Source organism: Flavobacterium supellecticarium, assembly GCF_004801375.1.
Taxonomy (GTDB): Bacteria; Bacteroidota; Bacteroidia; order Flavobacteriales; family Flavobacteriaceae; genus Flavobacterium; species Flavobacterium supellecticarium.
Map to the genome: position 1 here is coordinate 584533 of NZ_SSNZ01000002.1, position 15239 is coordinate 599771.

Here is a 15239-nt window from a genome sequence, read left to right on the forward strand (position 1 = left end):
TTTATGGTTGTTTTTTAATGTTTGTTATGATTCCGTTTGATAGTAACGTATTCGGGATGATAATCCTGTTTTGGGTATCGTCCAGAATAATGGTGTCGTGTAAATTTACTTCCAGTACACGTCCCGATTTGCCCTGAAATTCGATATAATCGTTTACGCGAAACGGTTTGAAAATCAGGATAAAAATGCCGCCTACAATATTACTCAGTGCCTGTTGTGAAGCAAATCCGGCGATTAAGGTGGTGACACCGGCACCGGCGAGTAACGAATGACCGTAGGTTTTGGCGATCGGTAAGGTGAGCAAGGCCCATCCAAATCCGAAAAGATAGATAATAGCAGTCGCAAAATGTTTAAAAAAAACATAATTCGTCGGATCGCTGTCTATGATGTTGGATTTTTTGTAGATCAGTCGCTTTAGATACAAATTGGCAAAATACGAAAATAGCAATGTCAGTCCGCAAATAATTGCGAAATGTACCAGCGTTTCTGTATCCTGAAGCAACTTTTGGATCATGGTTATTTTTTAAAACAGTCGATAATCTGATGAGCCACCCGAAGCGCCTCTGTTCCGTCTTCCAACGTTACAATTGGTGTTGTATTGTTAGTGATAGCATCGGCAAAAGTCTCCAGTTCGTCCAGAATAGCATTGTTTTGTTCCACTTCTGGATTGTCGTAATAGATTTGTTTTTTGATACCTTCGGCATTTTGAAGGATCATATCAAAATCGCCGGGTACTTCCGGAGCGTCTTTCATTTTGACTACTTCGCAGATTTTGTCGAGGTAATCCACCGAAATATAGGCATCTTTCTGGAAAAAGCGCGCTTTACGCATGCTTTTCATCGAAATCCGACTGGAGGTTACGTTGGCCACACAACCGTTTTCAAATTCGATACGGGCATTGGCAATATCCGGAGAATCACTGATCACCGAAACACCGCTGGCGCTAATATTTTTGACTTTGGATTGAACGACACTTAGAATAGCGTCAATATCGTGAATCATCAGATCCAGTACTACCGGAACGTCGGTACCACGGGGATTAAACTCCGCCAGACGGTGCGTTTCGATAAACATCGGATTCTCGATTTTGTCTTTTACCGCTTTAAACGCCGGATTAAAACGTTCTACATGACCCACCTGACCTTTAACCTGATGTTTGGTTGCCAGTGCTATAATTTCCCGGGCTTCATCAACTGTGTTGGCGATAGGTTTTTCAAGGAAAATGTGCTTTCCGTTTTCGATGGCTTCTTTGGCACAATCGAAATGGGAAAGGGTTGGGGTTACAATATCCACCACGTCAACAGCCTGAATCAGTGCTGTGATCGAGTCGAATTTTTGGTAACCGAATTCCTGAGCCACTTTTTCGGCATTGTCGGTATTCGGGTCGTAAAATCCTACTAATTCATATTTTTCAGATTGATTGAGTAATCGTAAATGTATTTTTCCAAGGTGGCCGGCACCTAATACGCCAACTTTTAGCATGAGCATCTATTTTCAACAAAAATAAAAGATTTCGACGTAAAAACTTCTATTTCAAATTTAAAAGTTAGGGGATTTTTTTTAAGAGAAGCACGTGTTAATAATTTCCGGAGATGGATTTCAAATTGTAAATTTGTTTGTTATTTTTACCCTTTAATAATTGCCATAAAAGTGAGAGATACTGCCAAACATCAAGGACTTCGAAATCAGCTGGTAACCGTATTACAACAAAAAGGTATTACGGACAGAAATGTATTGGAAGCCATTAAAAAAATCCCGAGACATCTGTTTTTAAATTCAGGATTTGAAGATTTTGCCTACCAGGATAAGGCCTTTCCGATCGGAGCCGGGCAGACGATTTCACAACCCTATACGGTAGCCTTCCAATCGGAATTATTACAGGTGAAAAAAGACGACAAAGTATTGGAAATCGGAACCGGTTCGGGTTACCAAACGGCCGTTTTGTGTATGATGGGTGCAAAAGTCTACAGCGTGGAACGTCAGAACGAGTTGTTTAAAAGTACGTCCTTATTATTGCCAAAACTGGGAATTCGTCCGAAACAATTGTCATTCGGCGATGGTTATAAAGGATTGCCCAATTTTGCACCATTCGATAGTATTATCGTTACGGCCGGCGCACCGTTTATTCCGCAACCGCTTATGGCACAACTTAAAGTGGGTGGCCGATTGGTTATTCCATTGGGAGAAGATGTTCAGGTAATGACCTTGCTGATCCGTAAAAACGAAACACAATTTGAAAAGCACGAATTCGGCGACTTCCGATTCGTTCCTTTACTGGAAGATAAAAATTAATGAAAGCGCCCGACTCGTCGGGCGTTTTTTATTGATGAACCAAAAGGTTGAGGTAGCGCTCCAGACTTTCCTTTTCTGCCTGAGCAACGATTAACAATAGCTTTTCTTTATTTTGAGTGGAATGGGCTTCATGCAGTGCATTTTCAAACACTATTCGCGATGCCGCATCACCTTTGATCAACGCATAAAGATAACCGTGTTGGATTAAAATGGAATTCATCACCAAACGGCCGACTTTATTATTTCCGTGCGTAAAAGCCTGTATAAAACCAAACTGCGCAAGGACTTCACCGGCCAGAATCACCGGATGCAATTTGTTTTTATTGGTTTCGTACCATAAAAAGAGATCGTCCATCAGTTTGGGAATACTGTTGGCACGTGGTAAGGTGTCGGAATTGTGGTTTGGTATGTTGTCGCTACTTCTGTATTTTCCGGATTCATCGGGAGCTATACCACGGACGATCAGATTGTGAAGCGTAAAAATATCCTTTTCGGCTATAAAGCTATTCTTTTCCGGAAGACTTTCGAGGTAACGAATGGCTTCCTGATGGTTGATCGCTTCGAGGTGTTCCCGCATACTTTTGCCGGAAATGGTTTCGCCTTTCTGAATTACGGCTCGGGTTTCGTCCAGTGAAAAAGCGGCTCCGTCCAATTGATTACTGCAAAAAATATAGTCAAGTGCCAGAGTTTGTCGGATCGCTTCGGTTTCGAACGACCGGAAGCGCGTTACTTTTTCCTTTAAATTGTCGATTTCGTGTAGTAGGATTTGCAGCGCGGCCGGAATAAAATAGGTCTTGGTAAAAGCGTTGCGTTTGAGTTCTTCCTCGGCCATTTGTATCGCTTTTAAAGCCAATTCGTCCTGACCAACTTCATAGAGAATCTTTTCTTTAAGCCAGTTGACCAATATGGTGTCAAAATCGATTTCGAGTAAAGTAGCCAGTTTAACGAGTTGCTCGCGTGTGGGTTTACGCTGTCCGTTTTCGAATTTACTGATCAATGCCTGATCGATATGAAGCAGCTGCGCCACTTCGCGGGTTTTAAGTCCTTTTTGTTCGCGGGCGTTTTTAAGTAGATCTTTCATGTTTCCGGCTATTTCATGACAATTTTAGTCATAAATCAGCAAATGCAAAACACTTTTAAACGATAAATTAGTGTGATTTTTTGATACGATCCAGATCCCGTTTGTTATCACGGTCTTTGATAGTATCCCGTTTGTCGAAATTTTTCTTACCACGACAAAGGGCGATGTCCAGTTTCGCCAGTCCTTTTTCGTTGGTAAACAAACGAAGCGGAATAATGGTAAGTCCTTTGTTTTGCATGCTTTTTAAAAGACTTTTCAGTTCTTTTTTGTTTAGCAATAACTTACGCTCACTTTTGGCTCTATGGTTGTAATGCGTACCGTATAGGTATTCTTCGACATTGGAGTTGATCACAAACAGTTCATGACCGTGGAATTCGCAGAAACTCTCGGCTATAGAGGCTTTACCCAAACGAATCGATTTGATTTCCGTTCCGGTTAATACGATTCCTGCGGTATACTTTTCGAGTATTTCATAATCGAATTTCGCTCTCTTATTAAGTATGTTAACTGTTTTTAGCATAGGACGGCAAATGTAAGAACAAAAAGCGAATCGTAAAAATTTTGTGATTCCAATTACTAATGAAAAAGTTTTTGTACTATGATTTTTGTCAGTTTTTGCGCGTTATTATGCGGTTACTTTTGTCCTGTAATAATTAACTGATTCAATGATGAAAAAAATAACTTTATTAGCAGCAGCAGTATTCCTATTTGGTGCAAATGTAATGCAGGCACAGGAAACCAATACAAAATATAAGACCGAAGATTTTAAAAGATGGCAGGTTCGACTACGCGGTGTAGGTGTGGTACCAAACGAAAGTGCCGATATCAGTACGATTGGTGGCGATGTTTCCATTTCGAACACCATTATTCCGGAGCTGGATTTCTCGTATTTCTTTACTAAAAACTTTGCCGTGGAATTAATTCTGGGAACCTCAAAGCACGATGTACATACGGTAGGTTCCGATATTTCGGCCGTTGGCGGACCAACAAAAGCGAATGTCGATCTGGGTTCGGTACGTTTATTACCACCAACCTTGATGGCGCAGTACCATTTTTATCCGATGAACGAAAAAGTATTTAAACCGTATGTAGGTGCCGGACTAAACTATACCATCTTTTATGATGTAAAGGCCGGAAATACGGTTAAAGATGTGAAATACGACAATGCATTAGGCTATGCGGTTCAGGCAGGTTTTGACCTTATGGTGACCGATAAGTTCTTTATCAATGCCGATGTAAAACGATTATTCTTGAAAACAGATGTCACAGTGGATGCTTCCAATTTAGCCGATGGTTTAAGTATTCCGGCGGATGTTAAAATAAATCCATGGTTATTAGGGTTAGGGGTTGGAATGAAATTCTAATCCATGGTTTAGTGGTTTTTTGATAAGAAAGGTTGCCAACTGGCAACCTTTTTCTTTTTTAAAACTGTAGCAGATAATCGGTAATGCTATCGCCTTTAATGACTACGAGGTATAGGTTTCCGAATACACTTTCGTCAATTTCTTTGTATTTCGACTGACCAATCAGCGCGTTGACAAAACCAGGGATGGAATTGCTATGTCCCACAATGAGCACATTTTTCCCTAAAGTTTCCTTTTTAAACTTTGAAATGTCGAGGTCTTTATGGTTGTAAACGATGATGTCCTTATGATTCCGATTCGCGGTTGGCTGAGCGGTTTGTTGTGTTCGTTTGTATACAGTACCATACACCGCATCAAAAGAAATATTTTGTAAAATACTATCCCATTTGGCCGCGCGTTCAAGGCCTTTTTCAGACAGATTGGTGTCTTTTGACGAATCGGCTTTTTCAGCATGACGGATTAAAAAATAGGAGGTCGTAACTTCTTGTGCGTGGAGTACCTGTGCCATGATCAGGGAAAAAATAAATAGTAAATTTTTCATTTTAGCATCTTTAGTGCTTAAAGGTAACATTATTTTATAAAACCAGTAGTAGTAAGGGTTTGTTGTTTTTTATTGTTGTATTTGAGTATTTTTGTTATAAATATTTTGTTTTTGTGTTAAAAATATTGTTATTTTTAGAAAATGTAATCCCAAAAACAGATAAATAATGAAAAAAAATTATGTTGTAGTGGCACTGCTGAGTGTAGTGCTTTTTTCGGCCTGTTCTAAAGATGAAGATCGCTATTCGGGTGCCAACCAATCCGGGCAGGAGTTATTTCAAAAAGATACCCTGTCTAAAGCAGCGATCAATTCCCGTATTGATCAAATTAGCAATGAAAAAGGATCGTTTCATTGGAAAGATGGTGGCTACCAGATGTTATGGAGTGCTATTATCCGCGGAAACAACACCGTTACGATCGGGTATGGTGTGAATGCCGATGATTTCGACAGCCACAAATCCGGGAAAGGACGTGAAATTAAAGCCCGTTTGAAAAGTATTATTCTGGAATCTGAAAAAGGATCCGAAAAAGAGGTGATTTTCAAAGAGGATGATGATCTAAACCTTATGGATGTGGTGATTAAAAAACGCGAAACATTGGAAGCGTTATTAAAAGAACAACATATCCGTTATATCGAACCAGCCGATTACCGTTATTTTGATACTGTAGAGGCACGTCCGGTTTATGGACCGGAAGTAAGTTCGAGTTCGGGTTGCGGTTTTTCATCGGCTACCATTGCGACAGCCGATTATACAACGGTAACACCGAATGCGCGAGTGCCGTGGAATTTTTACAAGCACAATATCCCGGGAGCCTGGAATTACAGTACCGGAAGCGGGATCACCATTGGGGTTGTCGACACCGGATTATCGCCGCAACAAAGCCTGATGGGAAGCAGTTTTAACTCCGGCGCTTCGTCCGGCAGAACCGTACAGCGTTTTGGTGTTTATGTCGATTCGATCTGGCCGTGGTCTTCGGGATTTGACGGACCGGATGATCAATGCGGACACGGAACCAGTATGGCATCGGTGGCAACAGCACCAAGAAACAATAGCGGATTACCGGTGGGTGTGGCCTATAATGCCAGTCTGATTACGTATAGAGCGGCTTCGAATGTGGTTCTGGACGGTTATCACGAACAGGAAGGCGTTAAACTGGCCTTTACCGCTCTTGGAAATAACAACAATGTTAAAATCATTTCGATGTCGATGGGGCATATTATTTCGGTTGGAAAAATTGAAGACGGTGTAAAATATGCCTATAGCAAAGGAAAACTGATTTTCTGCGCCGGTGGAACCTCTACCAGTTTTACCAACTTTGCGGGTGTGATCTTCCCGGCTTCGATGAGCGAGGCGGTTGCGGTAACCGGTGTTAAAGAAGGCACGACTTTTCAGGAATGTGATGTGTGTCATAAAGGAGGTAAAATCGACTTTACAATCGTAATGGAACGCGCTGGAACCAACAACAATGTTCCGGTATTGAGCTACTACAATAACCAGGCGAATTACGTAGGCGGATCGTCGGTGGCTACTGCGACGACAGCTGGTATCGCGGCTTTGGTTTGGGCTAAAAATCCGGGCTGGACACGCGATCAGGTGTTGACAAAAATGAAGCAGTCGTCGACATTCTATCCGACTAAAAATGCCGATTTCGGACATGGAAATATCAATGCGCAGCTAGCGGTGCAATAATTTAAGTATGATCAAATATAAAGGGTTGCCCAATGAAGGCAACCCTTTTTTATTTGTAACTTCTTCAGACCTGACAGGTTTTCGAAACCTGTCAGGTCTTTTAGAAAGTATTTTTATTGATCAAATAAAAACTAAAGACAATTCAGTACAAATAGGAACCATTAAAACTAATGGTATTTCTGATAGATTGTTTTGATTTAACTTTAAGATACGACCTAAGAAAAATACAGATCGAATATCATTAAGGAATTAAATAAGTAAAGATGGGAAGGATTTTAAAAAAAATATCTTTTTATGGAATAATTTGTTTTGGTTTTATAATGATACTATTCACATCATGTAGTTGTTCAAAACCCTATTCTGAGGAAATGAAGACTGAATTGGCTAGAATGTTTAAAAAAGATCAAGAACTTCAGGATTGGGATGTCAAGCGATTAGAGGATCGTAAATATACAGATTCTATGCAAACTGAAATGTCTAAAACTGTTAGAGCGAATTGTGAGACGATTAAAAAATATTATAAGGAATGTGGTTATCCGGGTTTAAAAGAGAATGGTAGGGATGCCTGTGTAAGATTTTGGTTAGTTGTACAACATAGTGACCACGATGTAATATTCCAGGAAAAAATGCTAAAGGCTCTTAAAAGGCAATTAAAGAAAAAGAACGCTCTGGTAAGAAATTATGCGTATTTGTATGACAGAGTAATGAAAAATAAAGGGAAAAAGCAAAAATACGGAACACAACTGGGACGTCGTACTGGTGGAGAAAAAATGCATCCAATTCCGGAACTTGAATTTCCTGATAAGGTTGATGAACTGAGGAAGGAAATGGGATTGGGGACATTAAAAGAATATGTCGATTCGTTTGAAAATTAAACAGCTATTTATTAACTAAAATGTATATGTTATGAGAAAATTAGAATCTTTCAAAAAAGAAATCTTCACTAAAGAAGAAATGAAAACAATCAAAGGTGGCTTAATATATGCTAGTCCTACTAAAACAAAGTGTAATGGAACAACTACTGGACTTCCAGATGGTACTCGTGTCCAAGATTGCGGTGACAGTGATAACATTGATTAATTAGATTAATTGTTTAAAAATGTAAAGACTGGTTTATTAGTAGTCTTTACATTTTTTAGAAATTACTTTAATATATGATATTAATACTTTCCCATGAGCATATCGATGAACCGACTAATACGATTATTGATTGGCTAAGTTTTTACAATGCGCGTTTTTTGCGTTTAAATGGTGATGACTTTTTACAAAATAAATATGTAAAAATTGATATTAATAATACTACTGTTATAACGAACTACGGACAAGTAATCAATTCCAATGAAATCAGTATCGTTTGGTATAGGAGATGGATTAAGCCAACAGAGAAAAAAACTTTTTTCGAAAAATTTAAGCAACTGAACTTTACCAATGAAGAAGCGCTTTTAGTGGAGACCTATGATAAATATTTACAAAAGGAATCAACAACTTATGTTAATGGCATTTTTTCAGTATTTAAGGATAAATTATGGATACCAAAGCCGAGTAAAGCCAGAGGAAACATTAATAAGTTAGATGTACTCTTACGAGCAAAAGATATAGGGATGAAAATTCCAAATACTATTGTGACATCTTCAAAAAAAGAAGTTGCATTATTTTTGAAAGCAAATGGTAGTATAATCACTAAGCCTATCTATGAGGCAAATTGTTTTGATTATAAAGGAGAATCGGCACCAATGTATACTAAAGAAGTTTCCGAGAATGATGTAAAAGCTTTTCCTCAATTATTTTTTCCGTCATTATTTCAAAAAAAGATTGACAAGCAGTTTGAAATAAGGACATTTATTCATCGAAATAAAGTTTACTCTATGGCAATGTTTAGCCAAAATGATGTACAAACAAGTATCGATTTCAGAAATTATAATTGGGTAAAACCTAATAGATATGTTCCTTTTAAATTACCACAGAAGGAAGAAGAAAAGCTATTAAAGTTATTAAATGACCTTGATTTAAATACGGGTTCCATTGATTTAATTTATGATGATAAAGGGAACTATGTATTCTTGGAAATCAATCCGGTTGGACAATTCGGAATGGTCTCTATAAATTGTAATTACAATTTAGAAAAAATCATTGCAAACGACTTGATAGCATTGAGTAACGAACAAAAAAGAACCGATGAAAGAGATAATTAAAGTTTTAGAATTAGAATATGATGTTCCATTCCAATTAACATTAGTAAATCCAAAAAGTAGTAAAACGAATAATTTAGTTTTGAAGTTTTGTTATTCAAGTTCTCATAAAACGAGGCATCTTATTGTTAGGCCATTCTATAAAAAGACATTCTGATTTTGATATGAGAAATTTTCTATCAGACATTCCGTTTCATTTATTTGCTTGCTGTATTTTGGTTAAAGGTTACAATAGATCGTGTATTTATGATTTGCAAAGAGACGATTTTGAATACATTCCGAATTCGCTGTACGATATTTTAAAAGAGTCGAAAAATCTAAGTTTTGATGCTCTTTTAAGCTCATTTGACCAGAAAGAAGATAAGGAGACTTTGTTAGATTATTTTAAATTTTTATGTGACAAGGAGTTTATTTTTTTCTCGAATTTGGATAGCTCTTTTTTTCCTAAATATGAAATTGAATTTTCAAAGCCTTATCATGTTTCTACAATGGTAGTCGATATTGATGTCTTTGAATTAGCCTATATCAATAAATTATTAGATACTATTTTTAAGGTAAAAGTGGAGTGTTTAGTATTGCGTTTTATTGCTACTACTTATGAAAATATTATAAAAGTATTGAAAGAATTTAATGATATGCCTACTCGAATACTACAGGTATTGATTGATAAAAATACCAGTGTTGAAAGAGAATTAGTGGAAGGAGTTTTTAAAACCAACGATAGAGTCTCATTAATTGTTAGTTCAAGCGATGAAGAAGAGTACATTGATCAATTTGATAGAGGTGTATTCTTTAGTACAAAGAGGGATATCATTAATGAAAAAAAAGGGATAACTGATATAGCTGATTTTACGCCGAATCTGGACTTGTATATGGAATCTAACTTTTATAATACATTTTATAACAGAAGAGTTTACATTGACCGTAATGGAAATATATTAAGATATGAAGGTGATACAATGACTTTTGGAAATAGTATTGATGTCGAATTAAGTATGATATTACAATTGCCCGACTTTAAAAAATATTGGAATATAAAAAAAGATGATATTCAAAAGTGTAAAGACTGTGAATATCGGTATATGTGCGTAGATAATAGATTGCCAATAAAAACGAACAATGATATTTGGGGATTTGATGAAGAATGTAATTACGATCCGTATCAGTCAGAGTGGAAAAAATGATCGATTAGCTTATAGTGATTTTAGAAATATGATATACATCAGATATATTTTGTTATTGGTGTCAAAAAATATATAATGTCGCTTTACATTGAAAAAGATTTGTGAATAGCAAAATTCCAACGTCTATTTTTTAACACCCGACAGGTTTTAAAACCTGTCAGGTGTTTTTTTATAAAGTTTTTATTTTTTATTGATCAATGAATATACATAGCTATCCAGATATTGACCGTTCCAGTAGGTATCTTCTTTAAAATGGCCTTCGCGGATAAAATCGTTTTTTTCCAGTAATTTCCAGGAAGCATAATTTTCCGGAGCGGTAATCGCTTCGATGGAATGTAGTTTCATTTCGTTAAAACCATAATCGATAGCTCTTACCAATGCTTCCTGCATAATCCCTTTTCCGTGATAATCGGGTGATAACATATAACCGATTTCGGCACGATGGTTTTCCGGTTTCGGACGGAAATAGCCAATCAGACCCACTATGATATCTTCGTCTTTAAAGGTAATGCCCCAGTTTACACATTCGTTATTCAACCGTAGGTCATTCATATAATTGATATGCGCAATGGCATCGTCGATCGTTTTAGGTAACTCCCGCGGAATATATTGCATGGTTTCGGGATTGGAACGAAGTTGGAACATTTGTTCGGCATCCGTTTCAACGATTTGACGCAATCGTAAGCGATCTGTTTCCAGAATCGGAAAAGGGGAGAAATTCAAATGGAGCATAGTATCAGAATTTAAAATCGAAATAAAAGTATAAAAACTTTTGATTCAAAAAACGATTTTAGCGCAACATTGAAAAATGTCCTTTAATAACGCGTCCGCTGTCAAACGTTACCGTAAACCAATAATCGGTCGAAGGCAGATCGCGGCCGTTGTATTTTCCATTCCAGCCACTGCCGTTTCCTTTAAAAAAGTAAAGCAGTTTTCCGAAGCGGTCAAAAATAGCCACCTGTGCGGTTGGATAACGGTTGAGGTACGGAATGCGCCATACGTCGTTATAGCCATCACCGTTTGGCGTGAAAAAGCGCGGATAATCCAAAACAAAAAAAGTTTTAGTCGTGATACCACATTCTTTTTTGTCTTTTACCGTTACGGTATATTCACCCGAATCCAGATTGGTAAAAGTAGGCGATGCCTGGAAATGAACGCCGTCTAGCGAAAATTCGTAATCGCCAATTCCCTGATAATTTACAGTAGCACTGTTTTGCCCGGATTGAAAATCGTCCACCGTAACCGATAGGATGGTAGCCGGTGCCGAAGCCACTACGGTAAAGGTTTTGATCACGGAACAACCGTCGGAATTGGTAATTTTTACACTAAAAGTACCTGCCTGAGCCACGGTAATATGCTGACCGGTTTGTGTTGGATCATTATTCCATTCGTAGGTAAAACCAGCCGGAGCATATAGAGATAGTAAAGTGTTTGGACAAATCGTTTTGGTTTCGTCCTGAATATTGGAGCCGTTAAAATTATTCACCACCAGCGAAACGGGAGCGATACCATAGCAATCGGAACCGTTTACCACGCGGGCATAAATGGTGGTACTGGCAGTGTTATAAGGAGAATTGAGCGGGTTAACTAATAAAAGGGCGTCATTCGCCGAGGCAAAATACTGTATCGTAGCGCCTGCCGGTAGGCCGGTAAACATTGCAGTCATTGCATTCAGATCAAAATTGGCTTTACCGTCGCCATCGTTATCACATTCGCTTTGCGGACCAATAGGAGTAATCGTGTTGTTTACAACCTGTAAGGTTACCGTTGCATAATCCACACAACCGTATTGGTTTTCAACACGGGCTACAACGGTAGTATTTGAGGCGTTATATTGATAATCGTCCGGATTGGTGATTAAGTTAGTTTGCGCCTGAGCATTGGCTAAAGTTGGATAAAAAGCCACACTAAGATTGTTTCCGCCAGCGGTAATGGTCGGATTGGCAAGCGTGAGATTAAATTTTGTTGGCCCGCTAGGAGCGGCACATTGGATCAAAGTAGCGTTGTTTGCCGTTACCGGAGCATATTCGATAGTCACTTCGCTACTGGATGTACAACTTCCGCCGGACGTAGTAATCGTGGTTTCCACGCGATAGGTTCCCGGAGCAGTTACGTTATAAATCGGATTCGTCTCACCGGTAATAGCTCCAGTAGCATCAAACCACTGATAGGTAACATTAGTACCCGTTACCGTTGCATCCAGTGGATAGCTGCTTCCGGGGCATAATGGATTTCCGGTAGCAATAAGTCGGTTCGGGCCTAAATCGGTTGCAATATTAAAACTACCGCCTTTTAGGAAAATAGCCGAATCGTAATATTGATTTCCCTGATCGGCAATAACCATTTTAATATGATAGGTCACACCCGGGGTTACGGTCGCTTCCGCGCGTAAGGTTTGAGTTTGTCCGTTGTAATTGGTTGGACTGTTTACATCGTTAAATCCACCAAAATATTGTGGATTCGCCTGCGGGCAAATAGTTCCCGGTCCGCGAACGGTAGTTACTTTAACCGGGATATTGGTTCCTGGAACTACGGCCAGATTTTGGTATTGTGGCGTAGTCGCTTCCCGTAGTAAAAAAGCAAAACCATCCGAGTAATTACATTGATTAGCACTCGGATTGGTTAAATATTGTTCGGATGCAAAGACGTAGTCAAAGCTCATTTTATTGGAAATCGGTACAAAGTCGAATTCTAAAACAGTAGCATTAATCGTGTTGTGTTCGTTAATGGCTTGTTCCAGATCCGGATCACCGAGCCAGCTGGCCGGGCCTTCACTCAAAATCGAGGAATTCGGACCTACTGCCGATATCGCTTTCCCTGTGGTGATGATTACACCGTCGTTAAAAGGAAAACCGTTGTAACCCTGGAAGTAGCCATAACTTTTGGCGCCATCCGAAAAAGTGTATCCATTGATCGCAATATTGGAAACCTGTGCACAGGAACTGTTAAATAGTTTATCAAGAACGAGTTGATCGTCTGTGTAATTCTCGGTTACTTGTATGTATTGTGCCCATATCGTTGAGGAAAACAACAATACTATTGCTGTAAAAAAACGGGAGATCTGTACCTGCATAATGCCTGCAAAGATACTACAAATCTCGTTTTTTTAGAATTTTATACGATATTAACATAAAAATAACGGTCCAGACAAGCACAATGGTTACGTCGCCAAAATGAACACTGTAGTCTTTTGCCATGTCTTGTCCGCTAATGGTGCTGCTCAGGTTTTTAATAACCGAAAGACGGCTAAAAGGCTCTTTAATCAGATTGCTCATCGATTCTAAAGGAAAAAACTGACTAACTTTTTGGTAAACATCCGTGTCTTTGAAAAATTTCCAGCGCATTAACCCGATGGCGATCGCTTCTAAAATACTCCATAATAAAAGGAAACCAAGTGCAAAGGCCGAACGTTTTACTAAAATACCCAATAACAAACAGAACGAGAAAAAGGCGGTTAGTTTTATAAAATAGGCAAATAGATATTCCATATCGGAAAAAACAATGCCGAATTCATTATAGGACGAATAACTATAGCCTAAAATAAGGGACATTAGGAATACAAAAACAGTCGATCCAAAGGCAAAAAGCAACACCGTCAGGAATTTGGACTGGATAAACTCTTTTTTACTTAAACCATCGATAAGATTTTGTTTTAGTGTACCATAGCTATATTCATTTGCCATCATGGAAACGATTACAATGGCCAGGAAAAGTTTAAAAATGGACGCTATCCAGGTATTAAAGTGCCAGATAAACGGGAAATTAAAAATTCCTTGTTCGGCAATATGCAGTCTGAAGTTTCCAAAATCGAATTTGATAGCTGCGATTAAAGCGATAAACGATAATAAAATAAAATAGGAAAGAATCAGTACTTTACTGGCTCTGTTTTTCCATAGTTTTTGAAGTTCGATTTCTAAAAGACGTTTCATAAGATGCGATTGTGATTGATGAGAATTAGTGCTTGCTGGTTAATTGTAAAAACTGTTCTTCGAGACTGTGCTTGCGTTTTACAAGGTGATTCAGGACAATATTGTGCTGAAACAGAAAGCGATTGAGTTCCGAAGCTTCCAATGGAGCATTGAGATAGACCAGCAATTTACCTTCTTCCTCTTCAATTTTATCAATAGCGGTAAGGTTTGTAAGCGTCGATTTTAGAATTTCGTGATCGTCCGATTGCAGTTCAAAGAAGCCTTCGTTCGAAATAATACCATCAACGGTACCGGTATACAGGATTTCGCCTTTGCGAAGTACGACCACATGTGAACATACTTTTTCAACTTCGTCCAATAAGTGCGAAGCCAATAGAATTGTGGTGCCCATTGAGGCAATATGTCGGATAATATCACGAATCTGACGGATTCCCTGTGGATCCAATCCATTGGTAGGTTCGTCCAGAATCAGGATTTCCGGATCGTTTAAAAGTGCCGATGCAATGGCAAGACGTTGTTTCATTCCTAGTGAAAAAGTTCTGAATTTGCTGTCTTTTCGTTCGTAAAGCCCTACAACTTCCAGCTTTTCTTTTACTTTATCATACGAAACGCCTTTGATTTTACAAACCAGTTTTAGGTTTTCTTCAGCGGTTAAATACGGATAAAAATTAGGACGTTCGATAATGGCACCGACTTTTTTAAGCGCATGATGCGTGTCCAGTTTGCCATCGAACCAGGTGTAATTTCCGGATGTTTTGTTAACCACATTCAGGATAATACCCAATGTAGTGGATTTTCCACTACCGTTCGGTCCTAAAATGCCATATACATTTCCTTTTTTGATCTCGAAAGAGACATTTTTTACGGCATGTACATTCCCGAACTTTTTATCTAAGTTTTGAATAGTAAGGATTGTTTCCAAAGTATATTTTTTTGATTGATAAAATATATGACGAACCACCAACCAAT

16 protein-coding genes are annotated in these 15239 nt (G+C 38.5%); 7 read left to right on the top strand and 9 right to left on the bottom strand.

Going from position 1 to position 15239, the window contains the following annotated elements; translation table 11 throughout:
* Position 1: 1 nt before the first annotated feature.
* On the bottom strand, positions 2-514 hold the full coding sequence (locus E6C50_RS07330) for a mechanosensitive ion channel family protein (RefSeq protein ID WP_136402553.1): 513 nt from the start codon (positions 512-514) through the stop codon (positions 2-4).
* A gap of 2 nt (positions 515-516) precedes the next feature.
* Positions 517-1482: a Gfo/Idh/MocA family protein gene (locus tag E6C50_RS07335; RefSeq protein WP_136402554.1), complete on the bottom strand. Its 966-nt coding sequence runs from the start codon at positions 1480-1482 to the stop codon at positions 517-519.
* A 168-nt stretch (positions 1483-1650) separates the two neighbouring features.
* Between E6C50_RS07335 and E6C50_RS07340 the strand changes: the two genes are divergently transcribed.
* Positions 1651-2292: a protein-L-isoaspartate(D-aspartate) O-methyltransferase gene (locus tag E6C50_RS07340; RefSeq protein ID WP_136402555.1), complete on the top strand. Its 642-nt coding sequence runs from the start codon at positions 1651-1653 to the stop codon at positions 2290-2292.
* Positions 2293-2320: 28 nt separating this feature from the next.
* Here E6C50_RS07340 and E6C50_RS07345 read toward each other — a convergent pair whose 3' ends face one another.
* Both E6C50_RS07345 and smpB read right to left on the bottom strand, forming a co-directional pair.
* Positions 2321-3373 carry a Fic family protein gene (locus E6C50_RS07345; RefSeq protein ID WP_136402556.1) on the bottom strand — a complete coding sequence of 351 codons (1053 nt, stop codon included), beginning with the start codon at positions 3371-3373 and terminating at the stop codon, positions 2321-2323.
* A gap of 67 nt (positions 3374-3440) precedes the next feature.
* Positions 3441-3893, bottom strand: a complete 453-nt coding sequence (smpB, locus tag E6C50_RS07350) for an SsrA-binding protein SmpB (RefSeq protein WP_136402557.1) — start codon at positions 3891-3893, stop codon at positions 3441-3443.
* A gap of 148 nt (positions 3894-4041) precedes the next feature.
* Between smpB and E6C50_RS07355 the strand changes: the two genes are divergently transcribed.
* Positions 4042-4737, top strand: a complete 696-nt coding sequence (locus E6C50_RS07355) for an OmpW/AlkL family protein (RefSeq protein ID WP_136402921.1) — start codon at positions 4042-4044, stop codon at positions 4735-4737.
* 58 nt (positions 4738-4795) lie between these two features.
* Here E6C50_RS07355 and E6C50_RS07360 read toward each other — a convergent pair whose 3' ends face one another.
* Entirely contained in the window at positions 4796-5278 is a 483-nt protein-coding gene (locus tag E6C50_RS07360; protein WP_168732765.1) for a phosphoglycerate mutase family protein, read from the bottom strand.
* Between the two features lie 166 nt (positions 5279-5444).
* Between E6C50_RS07360 and E6C50_RS07365 the strand changes: the two genes are divergently transcribed.
* The 5 genes from E6C50_RS07365 (at position 5445) to E6C50_RS07380 (ending at position 10341) form a co-directional block, all read left to right on the top strand.
* Positions 5445-6968 (top strand): S8 family peptidase, encoded by a 1524-nt coding sequence (locus E6C50_RS07365; protein ID WP_136402559.1) that lies wholly within the window; start codon positions 5445-5447, stop codon positions 6966-6968.
* 263 nt (positions 6969-7231) lie between these two features.
* Entirely contained in the window at positions 7232-7843 is a 612-nt protein-coding gene (locus tag E6C50_RS07370; RefSeq protein WP_136402560.1) for a DUF6624 domain-containing protein, read from the top strand.
* A 31-nt stretch (positions 7844-7874) separates the two neighbouring features.
* A complete protein-coding gene (locus E6C50_RS17615) occupies positions 7875-8048 on the top strand; it encodes a hypothetical protein (protein WP_168732766.1) in 174 nt (57 codons plus the stop codon).
* Positions 8049-8122: 74 nt separating this feature from the next.
* On the top strand, positions 8123-9160 hold the full coding sequence (gene gwsG, locus E6C50_RS07375) for a grasp-with-spasm system ATP-grasp peptide maturase (protein ID WP_136402561.1): 1038 nt from the start codon (positions 8123-8125) through the stop codon (positions 9158-9160).
* Positions 9161-9321: 161 nt separating this feature from the next.
* Positions 9322-10341: a hypothetical protein gene (locus E6C50_RS07380; protein WP_136402562.1), complete on the top strand. Its 1020-nt coding sequence runs from the start codon at positions 9322-9324 to the stop codon at positions 10339-10341.
* Positions 10342-10521: 180 nt separating this feature from the next.
* On the opposite strand, the gene E6C50_RS07385 is transcribed toward E6C50_RS07380, so the two are convergent.
* The 4 genes from E6C50_RS07385 to E6C50_RS07400 are packed head-to-tail and all read right to left on the bottom strand — an operon-like array spanning position 10522 to position 15192.
* Positions 10522-11073, bottom strand: coding sequence for a GNAT family N-acetyltransferase (locus E6C50_RS07385; RefSeq protein ID WP_136402563.1), 552 nt, complete (start codon positions 11071-11073; stop codon positions 10522-10524).
* Between the two features lie 58 nt (positions 11074-11131).
* Positions 11132-13414: a choice-of-anchor L domain-containing protein gene (locus tag E6C50_RS07390; protein WP_136402564.1), complete on the bottom strand. Its 2283-nt coding sequence runs from the start codon at positions 13412-13414 to the stop codon at positions 11132-11134.
* Positions 13415-13430: 16 nt separating this feature from the next.
* The gene (locus tag E6C50_RS07395; protein WP_136402565.1) at positions 13431-14270 is read right to left on the bottom strand and encodes an ABC transporter permease; all 840 of its coding nucleotides are present in this window, start codon (positions 14268-14270) and stop codon (positions 13431-13433) included.
* A gap of 25 nt (positions 14271-14295) precedes the next feature.
* Entirely contained in the window at positions 14296-15192 is an 897-nt protein-coding gene (locus E6C50_RS07400) for an ABC transporter ATP-binding protein (RefSeq protein ID WP_136402566.1), read from the bottom strand.
* Positions 15193-15239: the final 47 nt, after the last annotated feature.

Bases quoted from the DNA above. Each gene is read 5' to 3' on its own strand.
- E6C50_RS07330 (WP_136402553.1), bottom strand. From the start codon at position 514: ATGATCCAAAAGTTGCTTCAGGATACAGAAACGCTGGTACATTTCGCA.
- E6C50_RS07335 (WP_136402554.1), bottom strand. From the start codon at position 1,482: ATGCTAAAAGTTGGCGTATTAGGTGCCGGCCACCTTGGAAAAATACAT.
- E6C50_RS07345 (WP_136402556.1), bottom strand. From the start codon at position 3,373: ATGAAAGATCTACTTAAAAACGCCCGCGAACAAAAAGGACTTAAAACC.
- smpB (WP_136402557.1), bottom strand. From the start codon at position 3,893: ATGCTAAAAACAGTTAACATACTTAATAAGAGAGCGAAATTCGATTAT.
- E6C50_RS07355 (WP_136402921.1), top strand. From the start codon at position 4,042: ATGAAAAAAATAACTTTATTAGCAGCAGCAGTATTCCTATTTGGTGCA.
- E6C50_RS07360 (WP_168732765.1), bottom strand. From the start codon at position 5,278: ATGAAAAATTTACTATTTATTTTTTCCCTGATCATGGCACAGGTACTC.
- E6C50_RS07365 (WP_136402559.1), top strand. From the start codon at position 5,445: ATGAAAAAAAATTATGTTGTAGTGGCACTGCTGAGTGTAGTGCTTTTT.
- E6C50_RS07370 (WP_136402560.1), top strand. From the start codon at position 7,232: ATGGGAAGGATTTTAAAAAAAATATCTTTTTATGGAATAATTTGTTTT.
- E6C50_RS17615 (WP_168732766.1), top strand. From the start codon at position 7,875: ATGAGAAAATTAGAATCTTTCAAAAAAGAAATCTTCACTAAAGAAGAA.
- gwsG (WP_136402561.1), top strand. From the start codon at position 8,123: ATGATATTAATACTTTCCCATGAGCATATCGATGAACCGACTAATACG.
- E6C50_RS07380 (WP_136402562.1), top strand. From the start codon at position 9,322: ATGAGAAATTTTCTATCAGACATTCCGTTTCATTTATTTGCTTGCTGT.
- E6C50_RS07385 (WP_136402563.1), bottom strand. From the start codon at position 11,073: ATGCTCCATTTGAATTTCTCCCCTTTTCCGATTCTGGAAACAGATCGC.
- E6C50_RS07390 (WP_136402564.1), bottom strand. From the start codon at position 13,414: ATGCAGGTACAGATCTCCCGTTTTTTTACAGCAATAGTATTGTTGTTT.
- E6C50_RS07395 (WP_136402565.1), bottom strand. From the start codon at position 14,270: ATGAAACGTCTTTTAGAAATCGAACTTCAAAAACTATGGAAAAACAGA.